Source organism: Olleya sp. Hel_I_94, from assembly GCF_007827365.1.
Classification (GTDB): Bacteria; Bacteroidota; Bacteroidia; order Flavobacteriales; family Flavobacteriaceae; genus Olleya.
In genome coordinates, this window is record NZ_VISI01000002.1 from 790221 (window position 1) to 814399 (window position 24179).

The window sequence follows — 24179 nt, forward strand, 5'->3', positions numbered from 1 at the left end:
TTAGTGTTTTTTAGTGTTTGTTTCTACTTTTAAATCAGGTATTTTAATTAACTCAATAGTTTGAGAAGCTAAAACAACTTTACCATTGGTTGCTTCAATTTCTGTCCTAATTAAATCATTTAATATGTGTTTTGTTATTCTTCTTTTTTTATAATCTACGATATACCTTAAATTAAATTTAATCCAATTATCTGTTAGTGTGGTTGCTAAAGTAGGCTCTACCATTGCATCTTCTATATAATATTTATTAACGACTTCTTTCCATTGATCTTTAGATGCTTTTGTATATTCTGCTAATGTTGTTGTTGCTGCTTTTATAATTATGGATTTTGCTAAATCGATATCAGAACCATAACGTATTGGCAAATTAAACTCGTCCCAAATAAATGGAAAATCTTTAGAGTAGTTATAAACAGGTCCTTTAAAGACAAATGCATTACTTAATTTTACAATTCGGCCTGTATAATTATCGCTTTCTACCCATTGCCCAATTTCCATCATTGTGGTATAAATACTATCTACATCAATGACGTCTCCTTTGATTCCGTTAATTTCTATTCGGTCTCCTGGTTCATACACTTTTACAACAAAAATATACACGGATCCCGCAATGCTTAATATTAACTCTTGCAGTGTAAATGCTAATCCAGCAGACAATAAACCTAGCGTAACTGTAAAATCTTTAATACTTCCTGTAAAGTATAAAACTGTAATAAAGGCTAACAGAAAATAACCTATTAACTCAATCCCTTTTTGAGATTTATATCTAACAGAAGTATTAGCAATATTTTTTTTTAAAAAGCGTCTAATAAATTGTACACAAAGCAATACAAAAGCAACTATTACAATATATTTAATTATACTTTGCAATAGTGGATACTCTAAAAACCATTGATTTATTTTGTCCATTATTTAACTATAAATCTTCGTATAATCTTAGTTTATTATTAAGCGATGTAATTTGATTTTGCATCTCCTCTACACGTTGTAATAAATTATAAACTGCATCTAAACCTTCTAAATTTATATTAAGATCAAAGTGTAAACGCATCAATTTTTCAACCTCACTAATTTGTGTTGTTTTAATGTAATTATCATTGTCTGAAACCACAATTTCAATTAGTTCATAATCTTTTAAATCATTTATAAACGTTGTAGGCACGTTGTAATGCGTACAAAAAGTTGTTATAGAAATTAAATCTGTTACTTCCATAATTATCTTAATTTTTGAAGTTGGGTAAATAAATCTTTCTCTTTATCTGTGAGGTTTGTCGGTGTTTTTATTTGATAAGTTATATATAAATCTCCAAACTGTTCTGCTTTTTTATACTTAGGAAACCCTTTACCTTTTAACTTAACTTTTGTTCCGTTTTGGGTTTCTGGTTTAACCGTCAATTTTACTTTACCATTAAAAGTATCCACCATTAAATCTCCACCTAACATAGCAGTGTATAAGTCTAAATCTACAGTCGCATAAAGGTTGTCTTTATCTCTTTTGAATTTGGAATGATTTTGAATAGAAAACTGAATGTATAAATCACCATTTGGTCCATCATTAACCCCTTTACCTCCATGACCTTTTATTTTAATGGTTTGTCCATTTTCTACTCCAGCAGGAATGGTGATTCTGATGTTTTTATTATTAACAGTAAGTGTGCGTTTATGATCTGTATAAACATCTTTTAAATCCAAATGAAGCTCTGCATTAAAATCTTGACCTCTAAATCTAGTGTTTCTTTGTCTTCCAGATGCTTGACCACCAAACATACTACCAAACATATCTTCAAAATCTTGTTCGCTGTAACCTCCAGAATTTCCTGCCTGACCTTGATATGCACGTTGTTGCTGTTGTTGCTGTTGTTTTGCTTGTTCGTAGGCTTCAGAGTTTTTCCAATGCTCTCCATATTGGTCGTATTTTTTACGATTTTCCGGATTGCTTAACACCTCATTGGCCTCATTAATCTCCTTAAATTTTTTTTCAGCTTCTTTATCGTTTGGATTTAAATCTGGATGAAACTTACGTGCTAGTTTTCTGTAAGCTTTTTTTATGTCCTTATCCGAAGCTGTTTTGGCAATACCCAACGTTTTATAATAATCTATAACTGCCATTTATTTAGTTTTATGGTTTTCTATGTGGTGTTTAAGCTCCTGTTTTAAGGTGTTTAAATAGTCCTGTAATTCTGGAATATCAATATGTGGATGTTTTTCAGTAGGAATCGTAATTGGTTCTTCCAACAAAAAGGTGTACAATTCTGGATAATTAGTTTCTATATTAGATGTTAATTGTGTGATTTGCGTTAATAGCTCTTGCTTTGTTTTCATACCTAACTTATTTAATAACAATAAATTTACTCTTAAAGTTACAAGAATAATATGATTAAAATCAGTTTAAGGTATTAATAATTAGCTAATTATTTGACCATCTTCCATGGTGATTATCCGATCTGTTCGATTTGCAAAATCTGTATCATGTGTTACGATTAATAGAGAAAGGTTTTCTTCTACACTTAATTTTTTAAAAATATTAAACACGTTATCTGCATTATGACTATCTAAATTACCAGTTGGCTCGTCTCCCATAATTATAGACGGATTATTTATAAGTGCTCTAGCTATTGCTACACGTTGTTTTTCGCCACCAGAAACTTGAGAAGCACGTTTATAAGCTAAATGTTGGATATTTAAAATTCTTAATTTTTCTAGTGCATCTTTTTCAATCTCTTTAAAACTTTTCTCTCCTAATTTTTTAGCTGGAAGCATTACGTTTTCTAGCACTGTAAATTCGGAAAGCAAATAATGAAACTGAAAGACAAAGCCTATATGTTTATTTCTTACATAAGATAATTTATTAGGACTATCACCTGTTAATAAATCGTCATTTAAATATAAATCACCTTCATAGTCTGAATCCATGGTAGACAAAATGTATAATAAGGTAGACTTACCGCAACCAGATTTTCCCATTATGGAAACAAATTCGCCTTCATTAATTTTAAAATTAATATCTTTTAAAACATGAAAAAGCACGGGCTTTTTAAAGTATTTATTTATGTTTTTGGCTTCCAGAACTGTTTTCATAATTATTGACCTCTTATTATTTTAACTGGATCTATTTTTTTAGCTTTTCGGGATGGTAAGTAACCAGCAAAAAAGGTAGATATCATAGCAAATACAATACCTATAATATAAAACCAACCATTAAAATTTATTGGATAAGTATCTACGGTTGGCAAAGCTTCTGTTTTAAACGGAATTGTACTAATTATGTTAGTAAAAACAAATCCTATTAATAGCCCTAAAACACCACCAACTAAACCAATAATCATAGCTTGACTCATAAAAATGTACTGTACATCTTTTCCAGAAAACCCTATGGCTTTTAAAATAGCTATATCATTCATTTTCTCATAAATAAGCATATTTAAAATGTTATAAATACCAAAGCCTGCAACTATTAATAACGTTATTGATACAGCATAAGTAATTAGGTTTCTAATAGTTGTTCCTGTTTCAAATTGAGCATTTGCTGTGTTAATATCAATAGCAGTTAAATTAAATTGTTGCTCAATTTTTTTGGATAATGATAAAGCTTTATCAATATCAAAAAGCTTGACATTAATATCTGTAATATAGTTCTCGGCTTCTCCTAAAATCCGTTGGACTGTTTTAAGGTTTACAAAACTTTGGATAGCATCAATATCTGCAACACCACTTTGATAGATTCCAACAATTTTTAAAGGAAAAATGTCACCCTTTATAGTACTAACTTGCACTCGGTCTCCTAATTGTAAGGACATTTTTTTTGCTATTCCAGAACCCAATAAAATTCCGTTTTCTGTATTTTTTAGTTTTTCTGGAGCGCCTTCAATAATATAATCTCTAAAGTTAAATAGTCGTGCCTCCTCTACAGGTTGGATACCTGTAATATTACCAGCAATTTCAATGGATCCTGAAATATAAAATATTTGCGTTTTTATTTGCGGAATGGCACCTTTTACGTCTTCGTTTTCATTTAAAAATTTAATAATAGGTAAGGCATTGTGTATTTTTTTCTGACTTAATTTTGGTTTAATAGAATGTACTACGTTAATACTATTTTTAAAAGCATCGTAAAGCTCTATAGGTTGTTTTTTAGAGGGTTCAATCTCATTATAAACATGAATATGTGGTGTTTGATTTAAAATTAAATCGTCTAACATAGCATTTAAACCTGTCATAAAACTGACTAAAGTTATATACGCTCCAATACCAAAAGTAACACCTAAGGCTGCAATTGCAGTTTGCTTAAATTTTGTTAGCAAATGCGTTTTTGCTATATTTAATATGATGGTCCAGTTTACCATTATTCTGGTTTATAGATGTAGGTTTCTTTAGTAATTCCGTCAATAACCTCCACAAATTCCATGTTTTGTAAACCTGTTTTGATGGTAATTAAACCATCTGCTGTTTTTACTTGGTTACTATTAATCAGGTAGTTTCTTGGAATAGTTAACACGTTTTCTTTTTTAGATATGATAATATTAGCTTCTCCTGATAATCCTGGATATAACACTTCGGGAGGATTTACAAAAATGGCTTCGACTTTAAATGTTTGATTACGTTCGTCCTTTTTAGGATATATTTTAGACACCTTCCCTTCTAATACTTTTCCTGTGTATGCATCTAGAGTAATTAATACCTCTTGATTTTTTACAATTTTTACAATATCCACTTCATCCACTAACATTTCAATAATAAAAGTTGTAGCACTTCCAATAGAGGCTACAGGTTCCATGGTATTAACCAACTCGCCAGAGGATTTATAAAGCGCGTAAACTTTACCATTTACAGCACTTTTTACTGTAAAATCCTTAGTACTAATTAAAGACGTTTGGTAATTATTTTGCGCTTGTTTTACACTTGTATTTAATTGATTTTTAGTTTGGTAATATTTATTTTTAAGTAATGTCAAAGTATTCTGTGACAGTTGATAGTTAAGTTGTTTTGCATCAAAATCGGCTTTAGAGCCTATACTTTGTGTCCAAAGGTTTTGCTGTCTAAAAAAGTTAATCGAATCGTTTTTATACTTTAAATTTGCTGCTTCAATTTCATCTTTAATCCCTGATAAAATAGCTGCACTTCCATTATAATTTTCCTTTGCTAAATCTAAAGACAGTTTAGCATTTTGTGTATTTAAAACTGGTGCATTATTTATTATTTGAGCAATCGCTTGGCTTTTTTTAACAACATCACCTTCTTCAACAAAATTTTTATCTAAAATACCAGCAACAATAGCATACGCTTGATATAGACTATCCGGTTGTATTGTTACAGACGTGTATACAGATTGTGTTAAATCTTGAGCTATCGGAAACATCTTTTCTGTTTTACTATTGCAAGATAAAAGCAATAAAACAAGACCTATTAATACAACATTTTTCATATTTTTTTTAATTCAATATCTAATTTAGCTAACAGCATTAATTCTGATTTGTTACGATTAGAAAAACTACTTGCTACTGCATTTGCTGTTTTTACTATTAATGCTTTTCGTGATTCAGTAAATAGCGTTTTATTAGTGTTCATAAAATTCAAAAAACTTTTAAAACAGGTGTCTGCATCGTAATCTTGATCCCTCTGTAACCAACTAAAACTATCAATAATTGTAAATGTATCTTCAGTTAATTTCCATTCCTTTTCTACTGTAAATTTTAAGGCGTTAATTTCATCAACTTCAATTGTACCATCTATACAAGCAATAGCATAAAACAACTTACCAAGGTTTTGATAAAATAGTTTAAGGGTATGATCTTCATTTTTCATATTCAATAATATTACACCGGAAAATTAAGCCGAATCTTTAACTTATTTCATGATATAAATCATCAAAAAGTAGAGCACTCCCACTTTTTTTTGTAATTTTATTTTCGTTAATAAATACGCTTAAAACACTGTATGCTTAAAACTAATCAAGATGTTTTTGAAATACTATCTGAAGCCATATCTGAAGGTATTTTGATAGTGGACGAAAACCAAATTATTATAGCTGTAAACTCGTCCACTGAAGAGATGTTTGGCTATGAAAAAGATGAGTTAAACAACAAACCACTAGAAACTTTAATACCTAAGACTTACCATAAAGGTCATGGACAGCATTTTAATAACTATTATAAACACAGCGAAAAACGTACCATGGGTAAAGGACGCGCACTTTTTGCTGCAAGAAAAGATGGCAGTACTTTTCCTGTTGAAGTTGGTTTAAATCCATTTACTGTCTCTGAAAAAAAATATGTAATGGCATTAGCTATTGATATTACAGAACGTAAAAATTATACCGATAAACTTGAAAAAACAGTTATCGAACGTACAAAACAACTTACCGAAGCTTTAGCTACAGAAAAAGAATTAAATGATTTAAAAACAAAGTTTCTATCTCTTGTTTCACACGAGTTTAAAACACCTTTAACCGGAATATTAACCTCGTCTATGCTACTAAGCAAATACAAATTAGCAGAACAACAAGATAAACGAGACAAGCATATAAATACCATTAATAGTAAAGTACACTACCTTAATAATATTTTAAATGACTTTTTATCTGTAGAAAAACTTGAATCTGGAAAAGTAAATTATAGGTTTACAGAATTTAGATTAAGCAAGGTTATAAATGAAGTTATTTATAATGCAAATATGCTTTTAAAAGAAGGTCAAAAAATAAATTATCCAGAAGACATTGATGATATGTCACTAATTCAAGATGAGAAAACTTTGGAATTAGCATTGTCTAATCTGGTGCATAATGCCATTAAATATTCGCCAGAAAACACTACCATTCAATTAAAAGTAAAACAAGATGCAATCAATACAACTTTTATAATTATTGATAACGGAATTGGAATTCCAGAAAACGATCAAAAAAACATATTTAATCGTTATTTTAGGGCTGAAAATGCGCTGTTAAATCAAGGCACAGGAATAGGATTAAATATTGTCAAAACACATTTAGAAAACTTAGGAGGAGCCATAAGTTTTGAAAGTGAAGAAAATAAAGGTTCCACATTTACCATTACCATACCAAACCAACCAAACTAATGAAAACCATACTTTTAATTGAAGATGACGCTGTTTTAAGAGAAAACACTAAAGAACTTTTAGAGCTTTCTAACTACCACGTGACTACTGCATCAAACGGAAGATTAGGATTAGAAGCTGCTATGACAACCACACCAGACATTATTATCTGCGATATAATGATGCCAGAACTAGATGGATATGGTGTATTAGATGGCTTGTCTAAGCAAGAAAAAACAATGCACATTCCTTTTATTTTTTTAAGTGCAAAAACCGAAAGACAAGATGTAAGAAAAGGTATGGATTTAGGTGCAGATGATTATATTACAAAACCCTTTGAAGAGGATGAAATAATAAGCGCAATAGAAAGTAGATTAGCTAAAGCTTCTATTTTAAAAGACCGTCGTGAAGCCCAAAACCCTGACTCAAATAAAACAGATACGCTTAGAAATTTAAATGACTTAAAAAACTTTTTTGATGATAATGGAGACCTGTTTGATTATGGTAAAGATGAGCAGATTTACAAAGAAGGTCAAAACTCTAACTACATTTATTTAATACTTAAAGGTATAGTAAAATGCCATAAATTAGACGAAAAAGGAAAAGAGCTGACCACTGCTTTACATAAAGAAGATGACTTGTTTGGCTATACCTCATTTACACAAAACATACCATATCAAGAAACCGCAACAACTATAAGCGAGACATCATTAGTTGGGCTTTCAAAAAACGAATTGACCAATATTTTAAATACCAATCACAAATTAACTTTAGAGTTAATACAATTACTTACAGATGATATTTCTGGTGTAAAAAATCAATTATTAGAAATGGCTTACAGTTCTGTTTACAAAAAAACAGCAACTACAATTTTAAAATTTGCGGACAAATTAAATTGCAAACCTAAAGAGCCCATTAAAATTTCTAGAAACGATTTAGCAAGTGTAGCTGGAATAGCAACAGAGACCTTAATTAGGACTATTTCATCCTTTAAAAAACAAGGATTAATAGAAATTGAAGGTCGAAACATTAAAATTATTGATATCGAAAAACTTAAAGAAGTTAACTAATAGCCTTATTAAATAAAAGGTATATGATTTTTATCATTTTTTAAAACAAGTGTTACGCATAGATTTGTTTTTAATAAGATAAAAATTAAATGAAATCTATATTATTACCTACAGATTTTTCAAAAAACTCTTGGAACGCTATTGAATATGCAATTAAGTTTTGTTCAAACACACCATGTACATTTTATTTAATGCATGTCAATAGATTAGCAGAAGTTTCTGTGGATACAATAGATTACAATATTAATACTGCTGTTATTGAAGAGACTTATACTGCTACTGCTAAAAAACAATTAACCGCATTTTTAAAAAAAATAGCTAGTCAATATCCAAATAACCCAAATCATGCTTTTTATACTATAAACGAAGTCGATTTTTTTATAGACGCTGTTAGAAAACAGGTTTTAGAAAAAAAGATAGACCTTATAGTTATGGGTACAAAAGGAGCTTCCGGATTAGAAAAGCTAATCCTAGGCAGCAACACAGCAGATATTATTACCAAAGTAAAATGCAATACTTTAGTGGTACCTGAAAACGCAACCTTTAAAACCCTTAGTCAAATTGCATTTCCTACAGATTTTCTACAATTTTACGGTATAACAACATTACAACCTATTGTAGATATTTTAGAAAAATTTAATGCAGCATTAAGAGTACTTCATATTACAAAGAAAAACTCTGTATTAAATAATGATCAAAAAAAGAATAAAGAGTTTGTTTCAGATTACTTTGGTGCTAACAAGCATAGTTTTCATTACCTTACTAACACAAAAATTGAAGCTGCAATACAATCCTTTGTACAAGAAAATTCCATTGATATGATTGCTATGGTAGCTAAAAATCTAAACTATTTTCAACAAATACTTTTTCATAGTAAAGTTGAAGACATTAACTATCAAACAGATGTACCCTTTTTAGTGCTTCACGAATAATTTAAAAGATGAATATAGGCTTAGTTCTTTCTGGTGGTGGTATGCGAGGTGCTGCACATATTGGTGCAATTAAAGCATTAGAAGAGCACGATATTTTCCCTACACATATTGCAGGTACAAGCGCAGGAGCTATTATTGGTTCATTATATGCATATGGCTTTTCATGCCAACAAATGATGGAATTTTTAAAAACTATCCAACTTTTTAACTACAAAAAATTTGCTATTAGCAAACCTGGTTTTATTGATGCCGAAAAATATTATAACTACTTTAAAAAACAGTTTCCAGAGGATAATTTTAAAGCATTAGACAAACAGCTTTTTATAACTGCTACAAACATTTTAAGTGGTGATTTAGAAGTATTTAATGAAGGTGAATTAATTAAACCTGTTTTAGCATCGGCAGCTTTTCCTGGATTATTTTCTCCAATAAAAATGAAACATGGCTTGTACGTCGATGGTGGTGTACTAAACAACTTTCCTGTGGACGTGCTACAAAAAGAATGCGATCAAATTATTGGCGTTTATTTAAATTTATATAAAACAAAAACAGAAGCGCAATTAAAACATTTTCATAATATTATTGAGCGTTCCATTACTTTAGGTGCTGTAAAAACAGATATGGAAAAGTTTTCAAATTGTGATGTTTTAATAGCACCTCAAGCACTAAGTCAATTTGCACTTTTTGACAAAAAAAATATCGATGCTATTTATAAAATTGGTTACGATAGCATGAAAGACGTCTTAAAAAACCAAAAATCAAAGACTTAAAATATATTCCGTAAAGCAATAAAATGCACAACTCTTATTATGACAAGCAATTCCGTATCTTTGTTATATAAAGGCTTGACATGAAACTGAACATAAAAAATACATTTACCTCACAACTTCCCGCAGATCCAATAACAGACAATAGCAGACGTCAAGTTACTAAAGCTTGTTATAGTTTTGTGACGCCTAAACAAACTGCAAAACCAGAGTTAATCCATGTCTCTCCAGAGATGTTGGACACCTTGGGATTGTCAGAAAACGATGCTAAAACAAAACAGTTTTTAAACGTGTTTACAGGTAATACTGTGATGGAGGGATCAACACCATACGCCATGTGCTATGGTGGACACCAATTTGGACATTGGGCTGGACAATTAGGCGATGGTCGTGCTATTAATTTATTTGAAGTCGAACACAAAAACAAAAACTGGAAACTACAATTAAAAGGTGCTGGAGAAACACCGTATTCTAGAACAGCAGACGGATTAGCAGTTTTAAGAAGCTCTGTTAGAGAGTATTTATGTAGCGAAGCCATGTATCATTTAGGTGTACCAACCACACGTGCTTTAAGCTTAGCATTATCAGGAGACCAAGTCCTGCGCGACGTTATGTATAACGGGAATCCTGATTACGAAAAAGGCGCAATTGTGTCACGAATTTCACCAAGTTTTTTACGTTTTGGAAGTTTCGAGATTTTAGCCTCAAGACAAGATACAGAAACCTTAAAAACACTTGTAGACTATACTATAAACACCCATTTTGCGCATTTAGGTCCACCAAACAAACAAGCTTACGTTCAGTTTTTTAATGACGTAGCTATGCGAAGTTTAGACATGGTTATCCATTGGCAACGTGTTGGTTTTGTGCATGGTGTTATGAATACCGATAACTTATCAATCCTAGGATTAACCATAGATTATGGACCTTACGGATGGCTAGAAGGTTTTAAGCCTGGATGGACGCCAAATACTACAGATAATCACAATAAACGCTACCAATATGGCGCGCAACCAGATATTGTCCTTTGGAATTTATACCAATTAGCAAATGCCTTATATCCATTAATTGAAGAAGCCGAAGGTTTAGAAGCGGTGTTAGCAAATTATGCCGAACAGAAAGATATCCAATACCTACAAATGATGCGTAGTAAGATTGGATTGTCATCCGAAGAACAACTAGACGCCAACCTTATTCAAGAACTAGAAGACTGTTTACAGTTAACAGAAACAGATATGACTATCTTTTTCCGTAATCTATCAGATTTTGATGGTGCAAATCCGACTAATGGGTTACAAATTATTCGTGAATCGTTTTACGACATAAAATCAGTAACCGAAGCTATAAAAGACAGATGGAATTTATGGTTTGATAGTTATGCAGACCGTTTGGAACGCGACCCAATTTCAGCGAAAGCGAAAAAAGAAAACATGAACAGCGTAAACCCAAAATACGTGTTACGTAATTATATGGCACAATTAGCTATAGATGACGCCAACAAAGGCGACTACAAACTTATTGACGACTTATTCAATTTATTAAAACAACCTTATGCTGAGCAACCAAAACACGAAAAATGGTTTGCAAAACGACCAGAATGGGCAAGACACAAGGTTGGTTGCTCCATGTTATCTTGTAGCTCTTAAAATTAGGTTAAAAACCAGGGTGTTTTTAGCATAAAAATAATTTTATGTATGGTTATTAGTATCTTTGTTAAAAAAGAAAAAGGATGTCAGACACTAAAAAACCTGATAATATTGTCTTTAACCAAGAGACACAAAAATACGATGCATCATTAAAACCATATGCAACAAATGTTGGTGCGCCAGCCATAAAAGTAACTGAAAACGTCACTTGGAAAAACAAAAACGTACACAAAGCCAATCAGCAAATTAAAGCCAAGTATTTAGAGCTAAAAGCCGAATATGAAAAAATGATGGCAGAACTAGAATATAACAATCTAGTCTATAATGCTAAGTTCAGTTTTCAGCCTATAATTGGCGATACCTATCATTTATACAGAGATAAAAAAGGACAACCTTTTTTATCCATTATTGCTCCAGAACAATGCAATTTTGACTTTATAGGTAGTTTTTATTTAAACTCAGAGCATATCTGGAAAAGAATAGACGAAGAAATTATTGGCCAAGATCTAATTACTAATGACTAATCTTCATATTGTAAGTCTACTCTTCGATTTTGGATTAGTAGTATTAATTTGGATGGTTCAGCTTATTATATATCCAAGTTTTAAATATTACAATCAAGAGTCGTTAATAAAATGGCACGCCAAATATACAGTAAGAATAGCTGGTGTTGTTATCCCGTTAATGTTTGGACAGCTTATACTCTACTTATATCTTGTATTTACGCAACCCGATGCCTCTATTTATATTAGAAGCGTTTTAACTATCAGTGCGTGGATAGCAACATTTGCAATATTTGTTCCCTTACACAACACTATTAACAACGGAAAAAGTACAGAAAAAACACTACAAGATTTAGTTTCAAAAAACTGGATAAGAACAGCAACTTGGACGGTACTATTTATCTTAAACCTAATTACAATAGTAAAATAAAAAGCATAAAAAAATCCCAAGCATAACACTTGGGATTTTTTTTAATATTTAATAGTCCGCAAATTGCTAACTATTTAATCCGTACAAAATTAGTTTCCTTTTTTGTAATCTTCTAAAAACTTAGCTAAACCGCTATCTGTTAAAGGATGTCTTAATAACCCTTCAATAGAGCTTAAAGGACCAGTCATAACATCAGCACCTAATTTAGCACAGTCAATTACGTGCATTGTGTGACGTACAGACGCAGCTAAAATTTCTGTTTCAAAAGCGTAGTTATCATAGATATGTCTAATCTCTGCAATCAGGTTTAAACCATCCGTAGAGATATCATCCAAACGTCCTATAAAAGGAGATACATAAGTCGCACCAGCCTTAGCAGCTAATAATGCTTGACCAGGAGAAAACACTAATGTTACATTAGTTTTAATCCCTTTATCGCTAAAGTATTTACAAGCCTTAATACCATCTTTAATCATTGGTAATTTAACCACGATTTGATCATGTAATTCAGCAAGCGCCTCACCTTCTTTAACCATACCTTCAAAGTCAGTAGCAATTACTTCCGCACTAACATCACCATCCACAATGTTGCAAATGTCAACATAATGCTTCATGATATTATCATGTCCAGTAATCCCTTCCTTAGCCATTAAAGACGGGTTAGTAGTAACACCATCTAAAATACCCATATCCTGAGCGTCTCTAATTTGGTCTAAATTGGCAGTATCAATAAAAAATTTCATTCTAAAAAATATTTAAGTTGTGTATATAATTATTTTGGGCGTCACCACAAGGGTCAGGCTGTTCGTTATATCTTTTTTTGCCATTTGTGGCAGCAAAAAAAGGATGCCACTTCCATCCTTAACGCAATGCAAAGTTACAATTTAACTTTTGCAAGTAAAATAATGATATCAAATGATATTAACATTTTACTTAAAAAACTCAAAGGTTTTCTCGCAATCTAAGTCTTGTATGTAATAATTCATTTTAAAATTATCATGATCCCATTCTAATCGCCAATCAAAAACGGTAATCTCAAAATAGATAAATACTAAAGAAAAAATACAGAAAATTGTAATTACACTTTTAGAAATAATCTTATAAACCTTATGCTTAGCAATACTTAACAAGTAAATCACACCATAAAATAAAAGACTCCAAAACAGAATGTTACCTATAAAGCCTTTTATAAATAAATCGCCAGACATAGAAAAAACCCAAGAGCGGTCGGTACTTTGTACAAACGGAAATCCTAAAAAACTAGGCCAATTCTCGTCTGTTTTACAAACATATTTATAACTAATACTATTAGTCAAAGTAAATCCTACAGCAATGCACAAAGACGCTAGGATTTTTTTCATTATTAAAGTTTATAATGATTTAAAAGCAACTTCTCATACATCGTATCTGGCAACAAAAACTTTAAAATAATTGAAAACTTTTGCATTGGCGCACCAACCTTGTAATGTATTTTAGGCTTTTTAGTATTAATTACTTGATGTACTTTTTTAGCCACAGCAATTGGAGAACTGCTATTATCTACATGATCATCAATATCTTTCAGTACGTTTGGATACTTGGTGTAAGGCGAGTCTTTTAAAACAGGTGCATGATAACGTCCTGCAGCAATATTAGTTGCAAAATCACCTGGAGCAATATTGGTAAACTTTACGCCAAAATCCTTGGTTTCCATACGTAACGCTTCCGTAACAAGCTCTAAAGCACCTTTACTAGCACTATAAATACCACGATAAGGCAATCCCATATATCCTGCAATGGATGTAATGTTTATAACCAAACCTGACTGTTGTGTTCTCATTTGAGGTAACACTGCCTTGATAACATTTATAGGTCCAAAAAAGTTAGTATTAAAATTATGTTGGATTTGCTCTTGCGGAATTTCTTCAATTGCACCATTAATACCAACACCTGCATTGTTAATCAAAACATCCAACTTCCCTTCTGCTGCAATCACTGCTTTTACAGCTGCTGCAATAGTCACCGTATCATTAACATCTAAAGCGACCAACTTAAATCTACTGTTGGTATAATTAGACGGATTACGACTGGTACCATAAACAACACACCCTTTTTCGGTTAAAAACTCACCTATAGATTTTCCTATTCCAGAAGAACCTCCTGTAATTAATACGACTTTAGACATGTAAATAATTTTAAAAGTTAAAAGTAAAAAAGTTGAATTACAAAACGACTGTAACCAAAAAAGATTTGCTAGAATTAACTAACAAATCTTTATTTTATGTTTTTAAATCTCTTTTCAAAAAAGGATTTAGAGTAATCAAAAAAAAGGCAAGCTACCTACATCACACCGCTACGACCATCTACCTTTGCTTCGTTCCCGACCTGGAGGATTCAACAGGAGCTGGTTGTGTAGGACTTGCCAGGTGCAAAGATACACACATTTTATTTTCTTGCAATCATTTTTTATAATGAATTTTAATAAATAACTTGCTCTCAAATAAGTTTACAAAATGAAAGCATTTAAATACCTTACAATCATATTTTTAGCAATCACATTATTTTCTTGTGGTGACGACGTCGAAGCGCAAAAAAAGAGTTTTTCTATGACTACCAATGCCCAAAACGGTACAATTAGTATTGATAAAACTCTAGAAGTGTCTCTAAAAAATCCTAAAAACATACCAATAACCTCTGCGCTTTATCAATTAGATGGCAAACCAATTGAAGCTAAACAACCACTTTCTGATTTTAAATTAGGAGAACATACTTTAAAAGCAACAATTAATTTTGATGGCGAAACCGCAGAAATCAATCAAACCATTGCATTATTAAGTGATGTGGCTCCAAAGTTTTTATCTATAGAAGTAATTAATACGTTTCCGCATGACAACACTTCTTTTACACAAGGTTTAGAGTTTAACAATGGTGTGTTATTTGAAAGTACTGGACAACGTGGCGAATCTAAAATTAGAAAAATAGATTATAAAACAGGTAATGTTATTACTGAAACTGCTATTCCTGATGCCTTTTTTGGAGAAGGTATTACAGTTTTAAACAATACCGTTTACCATTTAACTTGGCAAGGTCAAAAAGGATTTACTTATGATGCCACTACCTTAGAAAAGAAAAGCAGCTTTAATTATGGTCAAAGTAAAGAAGGTTGGGGATTTGCAAACGACGGAACTAAACTATATAAAAGTGATGGTACTAGTTTAATTTGGAGCCTAAATCCAGATACGCTAATTGAAGAAGATCACATACAAGTATGCACTACAAAAGGAAAAATTGGAAGATTAAACGAAATAGAATTTGCTAACAACAAGTTATATGCTAACATATGGGAGAAAAACGGAATAGCAATTATCAATCCTAAAAATGGTGCTGTAGAAGCAGTTATTGACTGTACCATCTTAACAAAACAAATTCCTAATTTTTCAATTAACGAAAACTGTTTAAATGGTATTGCTTACAATCCAGAAACGCAAACTTTTTTCTTAACAGGAAAACGTTGGGATAAATTATTTGAGGTTAAAATTTTAGAAAACTAATCCAAAACAAAAAGTTAAAAGATTATAAATTAGCTGTTAAAGTCTCTTAATTAAATTTATCATGTCATTGATAAATCTAAATTTGAGACTAATCAACCAACCAAATTTTGAAATATCTTACGCTTTTAATTGTCTTTTTGACAAGCTGCTTTGTGTCCGCACAAACAGTAAATGGTAGTATTTACGACTCCATTTCCACCATAGAAAATATTAAAATAACCAACCTCTCTTCAAAACAAATGACAGCTTCCGATGTTAACGGAAGGTTTTCAATAGCAGGAAAAATTGGAGACACGCTTCATGTCAGTTCGTTATTTTATAATGAGCAAAAGTTAGTTTTAAAAGACTATCATTTCCACGAAAGTGTAGTTATCGAACTTAAACAAGTTTTTAATAACCTAGACGAAGTACAACTTATTGAACCTTACAAGGAGACTTTAGCAGATATTAATGTTGTTGAAACTGAGCTTAAAAACCAGATTTTGGCAGACATCAAAAACAATCCTCATTTGTACTCTAAACAACCTACAACTGGTGGAATTGATATTATACAAGTTATTGGATTGATTGCTAAATTGTTTGAAAATAAGGACAAATATGTCGAGCCACCTTTTATTGAAATGACTTACGAAGATTTAGAATCTCTTTTTGAAAAATCTAGTTTATTTAATAGACGCTTTTTAACTCAAGATTTAGCTATTGAAGAGGAATACATTCCTATGTTTTTTGAGTTTATTATCAAAAACCAACTAGATAGCAAGCTTTTAGAAAAAAATAAAGAAGTAGATTTAATAGAGCTTTTTGTGCAAAAAGGAAAAGCATTTAATAAAATTATTGCCGACTTTAAAAACCAACATTAAGTGGTATTTTAGTACTTTATTAAAAATATGAAAACCTACAATAAAAATTTAATAGTTACTCTTGATGATTTAGATGCGCTAAATCACGTTAATAATGTGCGCTATATTGAATGGGTAAATCACATTGCAAAAACACATTGGCAAACTGAAGCATCAACTAAAATGCAAAGTGATTTTTATTGGGTATTGCTGTCCCACCACATTGACTATAAATATCAAATTGTTTTGGATGATACAGTAACACTTAAAACCTACATTAAATCTTGCCAAGGTGTTAAATCTATTCGTGTAGTGGAAATTTTAGTAGATGATAAAATTTGTGCGTATTCCGAAACTAAATGGTGTTTAATACATGCGGAAACTAATAAACCTGCAAGAATCACAAATGACATTATTTCTATTTTTCAATAATTTTAAAGTCATATACTATTTACCCCTCAAAAAAGTTATATTTTAGTCAACCAAAGTTACAATTACATTTTATGAAGCGTACGCTATATTTTATTTGCTGTCTTGGATTTATATTATTTTGCAGTTCTTGTCGTAAGGATTTTGAATTTCAGGCTAGTACTGGAAATTTAGGTTTTTCTAAAGACACGGTTTATTTAGATACTATTTTTGCAAATATTGGGTCAAGTACGTACAACTTAAAGGTATTCAACACTAGTGATGATGATATATCTATACCTAATGTATCTTTACAAAACGGAGAAAACTCTGGATATCGTTTAAATGTAGACGGTCAAGCTGGAAAAAGTTTTCAAGACGTGCAAATCCTAGCAAAAGACAGTCTTTTTATATTTATCGAAACAACATTTAATACAAACAACTCACCTATTATTGATAATCAGTTTGTATATACAGATAAAATATTGTTTGATTCTGGAGATAATCTTCAAGACGTAGATTTAGTAACTTTAGTTAAAGACGCTATTTTTATCTATCCTGACAAGGACAATGCAACTGGCATAATTGAAACCTTGACTTTAACTATTGATGGTGAATCTGTTGCAACAGACATACAAGGTCGCGAGTTACTTCCTGAAGAATTAACTTTTACTAATCAAAAACCATACGTTATTTATGGCTATGCAGCTGTACCAAATGGAGAAACACTAACCATAGATGCTGGTGCACGCGTTCATTTTCATGCTAACTCAGGTTTATTAGTCTCTGAAGGTGCTACTTTAAATGTCAATGGTGCTTTAAGTAGTGACCCAGAAGTATTAGAAAATGAAGTCATTTTTGAAGGTAACCGTTTAGAACCAATATACAGTGATGTACCTGGACAATGGGGAACTATTTGGTTATTTGAAGGCAGTCAAAATAATATTATTAATCATGCTACAATTAAAAATGCAACCGTAGGTGTGTTATCCGATGGTAATGCAGATGCTATAACGGATAAATTAACCATTACAAATTCTCAGATATATAACATAAGTACGTTTGGTATATTAGGACGTAACACGTCGATTAAAGCAGATAATATTGTTTTAAATAATGCTGGACAAGCTAGTTTTGGTGCCACTTTAGGTGGAAAATACAATGTCACCCACTCCACTATTGCTAATTATTGGAACAGTAGTTTTAGACAATTCCCAGCTTTATTAATTAACAATTTTGTTATCGATGAAGAAAATACTGCGTTTATTTCGGATTTAACCGAAGCTAATTTTAGTAATTGTATTATTTACGGAAATGATAATCCTGAATTATTAATAGATCAAATTGAAGATGCATCTGTAGTTTTTAACTTTAAGTTTACTAATTGTTTACTACGTTTTCAGGATTCTAGTAATTTCTTTTCTAGTCCTAATTATGATTTTGATGATGCCACACATTATGAAAACATGATTTTTAACCAAGATCCTGATTTTAGAGATGTTTTTGAAAACGATATGATTATTGGTGAAAACTCAGCTGCTAATGGTCAAGGTAACACAGCATTTGCTACACAAGTCCCAAATGATATTTTAGGCGTTAACAGAACCACTAGTCCGGACTTAGGTGCATTTCAACATATCACTTTTTAGTTTGAGCGAAAGAATAAAATAGGCCTAGCTTTTTCAATTAGTTTTGAACTAAATAACAACCCTCAATTATTTAGTCATGATAAAGTTAAAAAGAAATATGAGCAATTTTGATAGATTAGTCCGTTTTATTGTGGTTATATTGCTTATCTCTATATTATATGTTGGAGAATTTAAAGGTCTCATAGCTTTTATAATTATAGTAGTTTCCGCCATGTTTTTATTTGCTAGTGTTACAGCTTTTTGTCCATTTTACAAATCGACTAATATTTCTACGTATGACTCTGACGACTATCTATAACGTCCTCAATAACATCTGATTTTATAGTTACATTATATAAAAATGGTCTGATTATTGAGAATAAACAAAAAGTTTAATCTCTTAAATATAATCTTATGAAATCAAGTAAAATTACTCAACGTATTGCAGCTTTAATTTTATTATTATTTATGATTACTGCAAATGGACAAACAAGGCATAAAAGCAACTCTAGCTTATTAGCTTTGGAAACCTTAAATCTAATTACTTTTTTTAACACATTAAACACGTATCCAAATGACTTTTATAAAGGTGAATTGACTTTGAATGATGGATCAATCCTTATTGGATATTTTAGTTTAAACAATTCAAGTACTGATAATTATGTTGTGCTGCATGACGATGGAGAGACTTACCATTATTATTGTAAGGATGAAATTAATGATGTTATGTTATACAATCCAAATTCTGACAGTAATACAATATTTGAATTTATAAAAGATGATGGTAAATTATACCGAAAAGTATATGATAATAATAAAGACGTTATAGTTTATGACACTGCTAATTATCCTTTTGATAATACTTTAATAGACCAAGTTATTATTGATGTAGATAATCAATTAATTGAAACATGGAATTTTTGGACTTCTGGACCAAAACATGATTTGATTAAATATCTAAGAGATAGAGATAATATTAGATATAAGCGCAGCCAATTTAAGTCGTTAGACGATATATTTGAAAAATTATAAAACAAAAAAAGCCTGCTAAAGTATAGCAGGCTTTTTTTCCGCGAAAGCGAAAAATAATTTTATAATAAACTAAGCTACAAACAATGGTAACTCGCTCATCATTGCATTAACTTTAATTGCTATTTCGTCTAGTAAATCTTCGTTTTCATGATTCATGATTACTTGATCAATAAGCTCTACAATAGCTTCCATTTCGTTTTCTTTTAAACCTCTAGTTGTAATTGCAGCAGTACCAATTCTAATTCCAGAAGTTACAAATGGTGATTTATCATCAAAAGGCACCATGTTTTTATTAACTGTAATGTCTGCTTTTACTAAAGCTTTTTCAGCATCTTTACCTGTTATGTTTTTGTTACGTAGGTCAATTAACATCATGTGGTTGTCTGTACCACCAGATATAATTTTGTAGTCACGCTTAACAAAAGCGTCTGCCATTGCTGATGCATTTTTTTTAACCTGTAGCATATAATGCATAAACGGTTCTGTTAATGCTTCTCCAAAAGCAATTGCTTTTGCTGCAATTATATGCTCCAAAGGACCACCTTGATTACCAGGAAATACACCAGAATCTAAAAGTGATGACATCATTTTTAAATTTCCGTTTTTAAGTTTTAATCCAAATGGGTTTTCAAAATCTTTACCCATTAATATCATACCTCCTCTTGGTCCACGTAACGTTTTATGTGTTGTAGTTGTTACAATATGACAATGCGGTAATGGATCGTTTAAAATACCTTTTGCAATTAATCCAGCAGGATGTGAAATATCTGCTAATAACAAAGCACCAACACTATCAGCTATTGCTCTAAAACGTTTAAAATCTATATCTCTAGAATATGCAGATGCTCCTGCTATAATTAATTGTGGCTTTTCACGCGTTGCTATCTCTTGAATCGTGTCATAGTTTAAAACACCTGTAGCCTCTTCTACTCCGTAAAAAACTGGGTTGTAAAGTTTACCCGAAAAGTTTACAGGAGAGCCATGTGTTAAATGTCCACCATGAGATAAATCAAAACCTAAGATTTTATCACCTGGTTTTAATACTGCATGATAAACTGCTGTATTTGCCTGACTTCCAGAGTGTGGTTGCACGTTAGCATATGCTGCACCAAACAATGTTTTTGCTCTGTCAATTGCGATTTGTTCTACCTCGTCAACCACTTCACAACCACCATAATAGCGCTTTCCAGGATACCCTTCGGCATATTTGTTAGTTAGCACAGATCCAGCTGCTTCCATAACTTGGTCACTGACAAAGTTTTCGGATGCAATCAATTCTATACCATCTAGTTGGCGTTCTTTTTCTGCTTGAATTAGTTCAAAAATTTGTTCGTCGCGTTGCATAATTGTATGTTTTTAAATTTCCGCTTTAAGCGAAAATAGTTTTATCGTTAAATATTTATCAAAAATAAGAAATACTGCTTGTAAATAATTGAAAAAACATATATTTACTTAGAATTTATAAACAACAAATCAACAATTATATATATGCCATTATCCGCAAATAATCCAGACAGAAAATCATGGTTACACGTCGATAAAAACTCTGACTTTCCTATTCAAAATATTCCTTTTGGTGTTTTCTTAACTAGAGACGACATTATTACTATTGGAACACGAATTGGAGACACAGCAATTGATTTAGGCGCTTTACACCAATTAGGTTATTTTGAAGGCATTCCATTAACAGATGATATTTTTCTTCAAGACACCTTAAACGATTTTATTGCTGATGGACGCAAAACGTGGCGTTTGGTTAGAAACAGAATTGCTGAAATATTTGATGCTGACAATGACTCGCTTAAAAATAATGTAAAACATAAAGAAGTTGTTTTATTTAGATTAGACGAAATTGAAATGCAGTTACCAGTGCAAATTGGTGATTACACAGATTTTTATTCTAGTATAGAACATGCTACTAATGTTGGAACGATGTTTAGAGATCCTGACAATGCCTTATTACCAAACTGGTTACACATACCTGTTGGTTACCATGGTAGAAGCAGCTCTATCATCCCATCTGGAATACCAGTGCACAGACCACAAGGTCAAACCTTACCTGCTGGAGCAACTGAACCTGTATTTGGACCAAGTAAATTAGTGGATTTTGAGTTAGAAATGGCTTTTATTACTACTGATGCAAATGATTTAGGAGAACCAATTCCGGTTAATGAAGCTGAAGAATATATTTTTGGTTTAGTATTATTTAATGATTGGTCTGCACGTGACATCCAAAAATGGGAATATGTGCCATTAGGACCATTTTTAGCTAAAAACTTTGCGTCATCAATATCTCCTTGGATTGTTACTTTAGACGCGTTACAGCCATTTAAAGCTGACAGCCCGAAACCACTTAAAAAGCTTTTACCTTACTTACAACAAAACGGTAAAAAGAGTTACGATATTAATTTAGAAGTTGCTATACAACCTGAAAAAGCTAAAGAAACTGTGGTTAGTAAATCTAACTTTAAGCATATGTATTGGAGTATGTCGCAACAATTGGCGCATCATACTGTAAATGGATGTCCAGTTAACTCTGGAGATATGATGGGAAGTGGTACTATTTCTGGACCAACACCAGATACTTATGGATCAATGTTAGAATTATCATGGAGAGGTGAAAAACCTGTAAAACTTAATGATGGTACAGAGCGTAAATTTATTAATGATAATGATACCGTTATTATGAGAGGTTACTGCGAAAAAGATGGTACTAGAATTGGATTTGGAGAAGTAAAAACAAAATTATTACCAGTGTTTGAGGCAAAAAAATCAAAATAACAACTTATTAAATATCAGATAGTTAACCCTTAAATCTAAAAATTTAAGGGTTTCTTTTTTGGGTTTGGCACGTAAATTGAAATTCTATATATATAGAAACCAATTAAATCCAAAAAAGATGAGAAAATTTACACTTATTTCAGTAGTTCTTCTAGTGCTTACATCTTGTGTTGGAAGAAAACAAATCGAGAAACAATTACATTCTGGTGATTACGATTTAGCCATTAGTAATGCTTTAAAAAAGTTAGAAAATAACAAAGACAAAAAGCGTAAACAAAGCTACGTAATGATGCTTCAAGATGCCTATTACAAAGTGGTTGACGAAGATCATACTAACTTAAACCATTTAACTAAAGATGGAAATCCAGAGTTGTATGAAACGATATATAACACCTATTTAGATTTAGATAGTCGTCAAAATGCAATCAAACGTGTTTTACCTTTACAAATTAGTGGACAAAATTTAGAACTTAATTTTAATGATTATAGTGATGAAATAATTAACTATAAAACTAAAGTATCTGAGTATAAATACACGCAAGCTAAGCAGTTAATGACAACAGATAATAAGTTTTACAATCGTGATGCTTATGAGTTGTTACAGTCCATTGAAGCGATTAATCCTAACTACAAAAATGTTAGAGAATTATTAAATGAAGCTCATTTTAATGGGACAGATTTTGTTTTAGTTACTGTACAAAATCAGACACGACAGATACTACCACAACGTTTAGAAGCCGATTTATTAAATTTTGATACTTATGGCCTTAATCAGTTTTGGACAGCATATCATGCTAATCAAGATCATACCATTGATTACGATTATGCAATGGAGCTACAATTACAACGTATAAATATCTCTCCAGAGCATATTACAGAAAGACAATTATTACGTCAAAAAGATATTATTGATGGTTGGGAGTATGCTTTAGACAATAACGGAAATGTTGTAAAAGACAGTTTAGGTAATGATGTTAAACAAGATAAAATTATAAATATTAAAGCTAGATTTTTTGAAGTTAATCAACTTAAATCTACGCAAGTTATTGCTAAAGTTGTTTATACAGATTTAAAGCAAAATCAAATAATAGATAATTTTTTAATAGATAGCGAGTTTATTTTTGAAAACACTTTTGGAACTGTAAAAGGTGATCGCAGAGCTTTAAATACTGAAGATTTACAATTACTAAAAAACCAACTTGTACACTTTCCTAGTAATGAACAAATGGTTTATGACACTGGAGAAGACTTAAAATACAAATTAAAAGATATTATAACAAGATATAGTTTTAGAGGTTAAACTTATGTGCTATATCAAAACAAAACTCCCAAATAACTTTGGGAGTTTTTTATCATTGCTGCTACTTGATTTTTAATATTAACAGGAAGGTTGTACAACTGTTTATAGACCCTTGCTTTTTTTTATTATGTTGGATAACTATCTTGATTTTTAATGTTTACTAATCACTTTAAAATTTTGTTCAAATGAGACGTTATTAATTAAAAGTAAAAATGTAATTATTAGTTTATTCATTTAAAAAATGGGAATTAACTTGATTTATT

General features: G+C 31.1%; 27 protein-coding genes and 1 other RNA gene. 15 read left to right on the top strand and 13 right to left on the bottom strand.

All coding sequences use genetic code 11. The features are described 5' to 3' along the window. From JM82_RS06570 to JM82_RS06605, 8 genes are all read right to left on the bottom strand, one after another. The gene (locus tag JM82_RS06570; RefSeq protein WP_145001920.1) at window positions 1–909 is read right to left on the bottom strand and encodes a mechanosensitive ion channel family protein; all 909 of its coding nucleotides are present in this window, start codon (window positions 907–909) and stop codon (window positions 1–3) included. Between the two features lie 7 nt (window positions 910–916). Further along, window positions 917–1213: a chaperone modulator CbpM gene (locus JM82_RS06575; protein ID WP_145001921.1), complete on the bottom strand. Its 297-nt coding sequence runs from the start codon at window positions 1211–1213 to the stop codon at window positions 917–919. 2 nt (window positions 1214–1215) lie between these two features. Further along, window positions 1216–2109 (bottom strand): DnaJ C-terminal domain-containing protein, encoded by an 894-nt coding sequence (locus JM82_RS06580; RefSeq protein WP_145001922.1) that lies wholly within the window; start codon window positions 2107–2109, stop codon window positions 1216–1218. Next, the gene (locus JM82_RS06585; protein ID WP_145001923.1) at window positions 2110–2322 is read right to left on the bottom strand and encodes a hypothetical protein; all 213 of its coding nucleotides are present in this window, start codon (window positions 2320–2322) and stop codon (window positions 2110–2112) included. It abuts the gene before it with no gap. 81 nt (window positions 2323–2403) lie between these two features. Further along, complete coding sequence (locus tag JM82_RS06590; RefSeq protein WP_145001924.1) at window positions 2404–3078, bottom strand: ABC transporter ATP-binding protein; 675 nt, start codon at window positions 3076–3078, stop codon at window positions 2404–2406. Between the two features lie 2 nt (window positions 3079–3080). Then, window positions 3081–4343: an ABC transporter permease gene (locus JM82_RS06595; protein ID WP_145001925.1), complete on the bottom strand. Its 1263-nt coding sequence runs from the start codon at window positions 4341–4343 to the stop codon at window positions 3081–3083. Beyond that, window positions 4343–5422 (bottom strand): efflux RND transporter periplasmic adaptor subunit, encoded by a 1080-nt coding sequence (locus JM82_RS06600; RefSeq protein ID WP_145001926.1) that lies wholly within the window; start codon window positions 5420–5422, stop codon window positions 4343–4345. The genes JM82_RS06595 and JM82_RS06600 overlap by 1 nt, the downstream gene beginning before the upstream one ends. Continuing rightward, window positions 5419–5802, bottom strand: a complete 384-nt coding sequence (locus JM82_RS06605; RefSeq protein WP_145001927.1) for a hypothetical protein — start codon at window positions 5800–5802, stop codon at window positions 5419–5421. Before JM82_RS06605 ends, JM82_RS06600 begins: the two co-directional genes overlap by 4 nt. Window positions 5803–5934: 132 nt before the next feature. Between JM82_RS06605 and JM82_RS06610 the strand changes: the two genes are divergently transcribed. From JM82_RS06610 to JM82_RS06640, 7 genes are all read left to right on the top strand, one after another. After that, window positions 5935–7071 carry a PAS domain-containing sensor histidine kinase gene (locus tag JM82_RS06610; protein ID WP_145001928.1) on the top strand — a complete coding sequence of 379 codons (1137 nt, stop codon included), beginning with the start codon at window positions 5935–5937 and terminating at the stop codon, window positions 7069–7071. Next, a complete protein-coding gene (locus JM82_RS06615; RefSeq protein WP_145001929.1) occupies window positions 7071–8120 on the top strand; it encodes a response regulator in 1050 nt (349 codons plus the stop codon). The genes JM82_RS06610 and JM82_RS06615 overlap by 1 nt, the downstream gene beginning before the upstream one ends. Before the next feature lie 89 nt (window positions 8121–8209). Then, entirely contained in the window at window positions 8210–9052 is an 843-nt protein-coding gene (locus JM82_RS06620; RefSeq protein WP_145001930.1) for a universal stress protein, read from the top strand. Window positions 9053–9060: 8 nt separating this feature from the next. Further along, the gene (locus JM82_RS06625) at window positions 9061–9822 is read left to right on the top strand and encodes a patatin-like phospholipase family protein (protein WP_145001931.1); all 762 of its coding nucleotides are present in this window, start codon (window positions 9061–9063) and stop codon (window positions 9820–9822) included. 80 nt (window positions 9823–9902) lie between these two features. Further along, window positions 9903–11465: a protein adenylyltransferase SelO gene (locus JM82_RS06630; protein WP_145001932.1), complete on the top strand. Its 1563-nt coding sequence runs from the start codon at window positions 9903–9905 to the stop codon at window positions 11463–11465. Between the two features lie 83 nt (window positions 11466–11548). Next, window positions 11549–11989: a DUF2452 domain-containing protein gene (locus tag JM82_RS06635; RefSeq protein WP_145001933.1), complete on the top strand. Its 441-nt coding sequence runs from the start codon at window positions 11549–11551 to the stop codon at window positions 11987–11989. Beyond that, window positions 11982–12398: a hypothetical protein gene (locus JM82_RS06640; protein WP_145001934.1), complete on the top strand. Its 417-nt coding sequence runs from the start codon at window positions 11982–11984 to the stop codon at window positions 12396–12398. Before JM82_RS06635 ends, JM82_RS06640 begins: the two co-directional genes overlap by 8 nt. Window positions 12399–12487: 89 nt before the next feature. Here the strand turns inward: JM82_RS06640 and fsa are convergent, their stop codons facing one another. The 4 genes from fsa to ffs form a co-directional block, all read right to left on the bottom strand. Further along, the gene (gene fsa, locus JM82_RS06645; RefSeq protein ID WP_090840428.1) at window positions 12488–13141 is read right to left on the bottom strand and encodes a fructose-6-phosphate aldolase; all 654 of its coding nucleotides are present in this window, start codon (window positions 13139–13141) and stop codon (window positions 12488–12490) included. A 186-nt stretch (window positions 13142–13327) separates the two neighbouring features. Further along, complete coding sequence (locus tag JM82_RS06650) at window positions 13328–13759, bottom strand: hypothetical protein (RefSeq protein WP_145001935.1); 432 nt, start codon at window positions 13757–13759, stop codon at window positions 13328–13330. Between the two features lie 2 nt (window positions 13760–13761). Further along, the gene (locus JM82_RS06655) at window positions 13762–14562 is read right to left on the bottom strand and encodes an SDR family oxidoreductase (protein WP_145001936.1); all 801 of its coding nucleotides are present in this window, start codon (window positions 14560–14562) and stop codon (window positions 13762–13764) included. A gap of 141 nt (window positions 14563–14703) precedes the next feature. Beyond that, an RNA gene (gene ffs, locus JM82_RS06660) (signal recognition particle sRNA small type) lies at window positions 14704–14802 on the bottom strand. A gap of 88 nt (window positions 14803–14890) precedes the next feature. Here ffs and JM82_RS06665 point away from each other — a divergent pair. From JM82_RS06665 to JM82_RS06690, 6 genes are all read left to right on the top strand, one after another. Further along, on the top strand, window positions 14891–15928 hold the full coding sequence (locus tag JM82_RS06665) for a glutaminyl-peptide cyclotransferase (RefSeq protein ID WP_145001937.1): 1038 nt from the start codon (window positions 14891–14893) through the stop codon (window positions 15926–15928). A 152-nt stretch (window positions 15929–16080) separates the two neighbouring features. After that, window positions 16081–16788, top strand: coding sequence for a hypothetical protein (locus JM82_RS06670; protein ID WP_145001938.1), 708 nt, complete (start codon window positions 16081–16083; stop codon window positions 16786–16788). A 27-nt stretch (window positions 16789–16815) separates the two neighbouring features. After that, window positions 16816–17199, top strand: a complete 384-nt coding sequence (locus JM82_RS06675; protein WP_145001939.1) for an acyl-CoA thioesterase — start codon at window positions 16816–16818, stop codon at window positions 17197–17199. A 71-nt stretch (window positions 17200–17270) separates the two neighbouring features. After that, on the top strand, window positions 17271–18824 hold the full coding sequence (locus JM82_RS06680; RefSeq protein ID WP_145001940.1) for a hypothetical protein: 1554 nt from the start codon (window positions 17271–17273) through the stop codon (window positions 18822–18824). Window positions 18825–18921: 97 nt separating this feature from the next. Next, the gene (locus tag JM82_RS16595) at window positions 18922–19122 is read left to right on the top strand and encodes a DUF2892 domain-containing protein (RefSeq protein WP_186439191.1); all 201 of its coding nucleotides are present in this window, start codon (window positions 18922–18924) and stop codon (window positions 19120–19122) included. Window positions 19123–19217: 95 nt separating this feature from the next. After that, window positions 19218–19835 (top strand): hypothetical protein, encoded by a 618-nt coding sequence (locus tag JM82_RS06690; protein ID WP_145001942.1) that lies wholly within the window; start codon window positions 19218–19220, stop codon window positions 19833–19835. Between the two features lie 69 nt (window positions 19836–19904). Here JM82_RS06690 and glyA read toward each other — a convergent pair whose 3' ends face one another. Further along, complete coding sequence (glyA, locus tag JM82_RS06695; protein WP_145001943.1) at window positions 19905–21179, bottom strand: serine hydroxymethyltransferase; 1275 nt, start codon at window positions 21177–21179, stop codon at window positions 19905–19907. Window positions 21180–21323: 144 nt separating this feature from the next. Between glyA and fahA the strand changes: the two genes are divergently transcribed. Together fahA and JM82_RS06705 are read left to right on the top strand one after the other, a co-directional pair. Continuing rightward, window positions 21324–22616 (top strand): fumarylacetoacetase, encoded by a 1293-nt coding sequence (gene fahA, locus JM82_RS06700; protein WP_145001944.1) that lies wholly within the window; start codon window positions 21324–21326, stop codon window positions 22614–22616. A 118-nt stretch (window positions 22617–22734) separates the two neighbouring features. Then, the gene (locus JM82_RS06705; RefSeq protein WP_145001945.1) at window positions 22735–23916 is read left to right on the top strand and encodes a hypothetical protein; all 1182 of its coding nucleotides are present in this window, start codon (window positions 22735–22737) and stop codon (window positions 23914–23916) included. Window positions 23917–24179 lie beyond the last annotated feature (263 nt).

Coding starts and splice junctions, on each gene's coding strand:
- JM82_RS06570 (WP_145001920.1), bottom strand. CDS start 909: ATGGACAAAATAAATCAATGGTTTTTAGAGTATCCACTATTGCAAAGT.
- JM82_RS06575 (WP_145001921.1), bottom strand. CDS start 1,213: ATGGAAGTAACAGATTTAATTTCTATAACAACTTTTTGTACGCATTAC.
- JM82_RS06580 (WP_145001922.1), bottom strand. CDS start 2,109: ATGGCAGTTATAGATTATTATAAAACGTTGGGTATTGCCAAAACAGCT.
- JM82_RS06585 (WP_145001923.1), bottom strand. CDS start 2,322: ATGAAAACAAAGCAAGAGCTATTAACGCAAATCACACAATTAACATCT.
- JM82_RS06590 (WP_145001924.1), bottom strand. CDS start 3,078: ATGAAAACAGTTCTGGAAGCCAAAAACATAAATAAATACTTTAAAAAG.
- JM82_RS06595 (WP_145001925.1), bottom strand. CDS start 4,343: ATGGTAAACTGGACCATCATATTAAATATAGCAAAAACGCATTTGCTA.
- JM82_RS06600 (WP_145001926.1), bottom strand. CDS start 5,422: ATGAAAAATGTTGTATTAATAGGTCTTGTTTTATTGCTTTTATCTTGC.
- JM82_RS06605 (WP_145001927.1), bottom strand. CDS start 5,802: ATGAAAAATGAAGATCATACCCTTAAACTATTTTATCAAAACCTTGGT.
- JM82_RS06610 (WP_145001928.1), top strand. CDS start 5,935: ATGCTTAAAACTAATCAAGATGTTTTTGAAATACTATCTGAAGCCATA.
- JM82_RS06615 (WP_145001929.1), top strand. CDS start 7,071: ATGAAAACCATACTTTTAATTGAAGATGACGCTGTTTTAAGAGAAAAC.
- JM82_RS06620 (WP_145001930.1), top strand. CDS start 8,210: ATGAAATCTATATTATTACCTACAGATTTTTCAAAAAACTCTTGGAAC.
- JM82_RS06625 (WP_145001931.1), top strand. CDS start 9,061: ATGAATATAGGCTTAGTTCTTTCTGGTGGTGGTATGCGAGGTGCTGCA.
- JM82_RS06630 (WP_145001932.1), top strand. CDS start 9,903: ATGAAACTGAACATAAAAAATACATTTACCTCACAACTTCCCGCAGAT.
- JM82_RS06635 (WP_145001933.1), top strand. CDS start 11,549: ATGTCAGACACTAAAAAACCTGATAATATTGTCTTTAACCAAGAGACA.
- JM82_RS06640 (WP_145001934.1), top strand. CDS start 11,982: ATGACTAATCTTCATATTGTAAGTCTACTCTTCGATTTTGGATTAGTA.
- fsa (WP_090840428.1), bottom strand. CDS start 13,141: ATGAAATTTTTTATTGATACTGCCAATTTAGACCAAATTAGAGACGCT.
- JM82_RS06650 (WP_145001935.1), bottom strand. CDS start 13,759: ATGAAAAAAATCCTAGCGTCTTTGTGCATTGCTGTAGGATTTACTTTG.
- JM82_RS06655 (WP_145001936.1), bottom strand. CDS start 14,562: ATGTCTAAAGTCGTATTAATTACAGGAGGTTCTTCTGGAATAGGAAAA.
- JM82_RS06665 (WP_145001937.1), top strand. CDS start 14,891: ATGAAAGCATTTAAATACCTTACAATCATATTTTTAGCAATCACATTA.
- JM82_RS06675 (WP_145001939.1), top strand. CDS start 16,816: ATGAAAACCTACAATAAAAATTTAATAGTTACTCTTGATGATTTAGAT.
- JM82_RS06680 (WP_145001940.1), top strand. CDS start 17,271: ATGAAGCGTACGCTATATTTTATTTGCTGTCTTGGATTTATATTATTT.
- JM82_RS16595 (WP_186439191.1), top strand. CDS start 18,922: ATGAGCAATTTTGATAGATTAGTCCGTTTTATTGTGGTTATATTGCTT.
- JM82_RS06690 (WP_145001942.1), top strand. CDS start 19,218: ATGAAATCAAGTAAAATTACTCAACGTATTGCAGCTTTAATTTTATTA.
- glyA (WP_145001943.1), bottom strand. CDS start 21,179: ATGCAACGCGACGAACAAATTTTTGAACTAATTCAAGCAGAAAAAGAA.
- fahA (WP_145001944.1), top strand. CDS start 21,324: ATGCCATTATCCGCAAATAATCCAGACAGAAAATCATGGTTACACGTC.
- JM82_RS06705 (WP_145001945.1), top strand. CDS start 22,735: ATGAGAAAATTTACACTTATTTCAGTAGTTCTTCTAGTGCTTACATCT.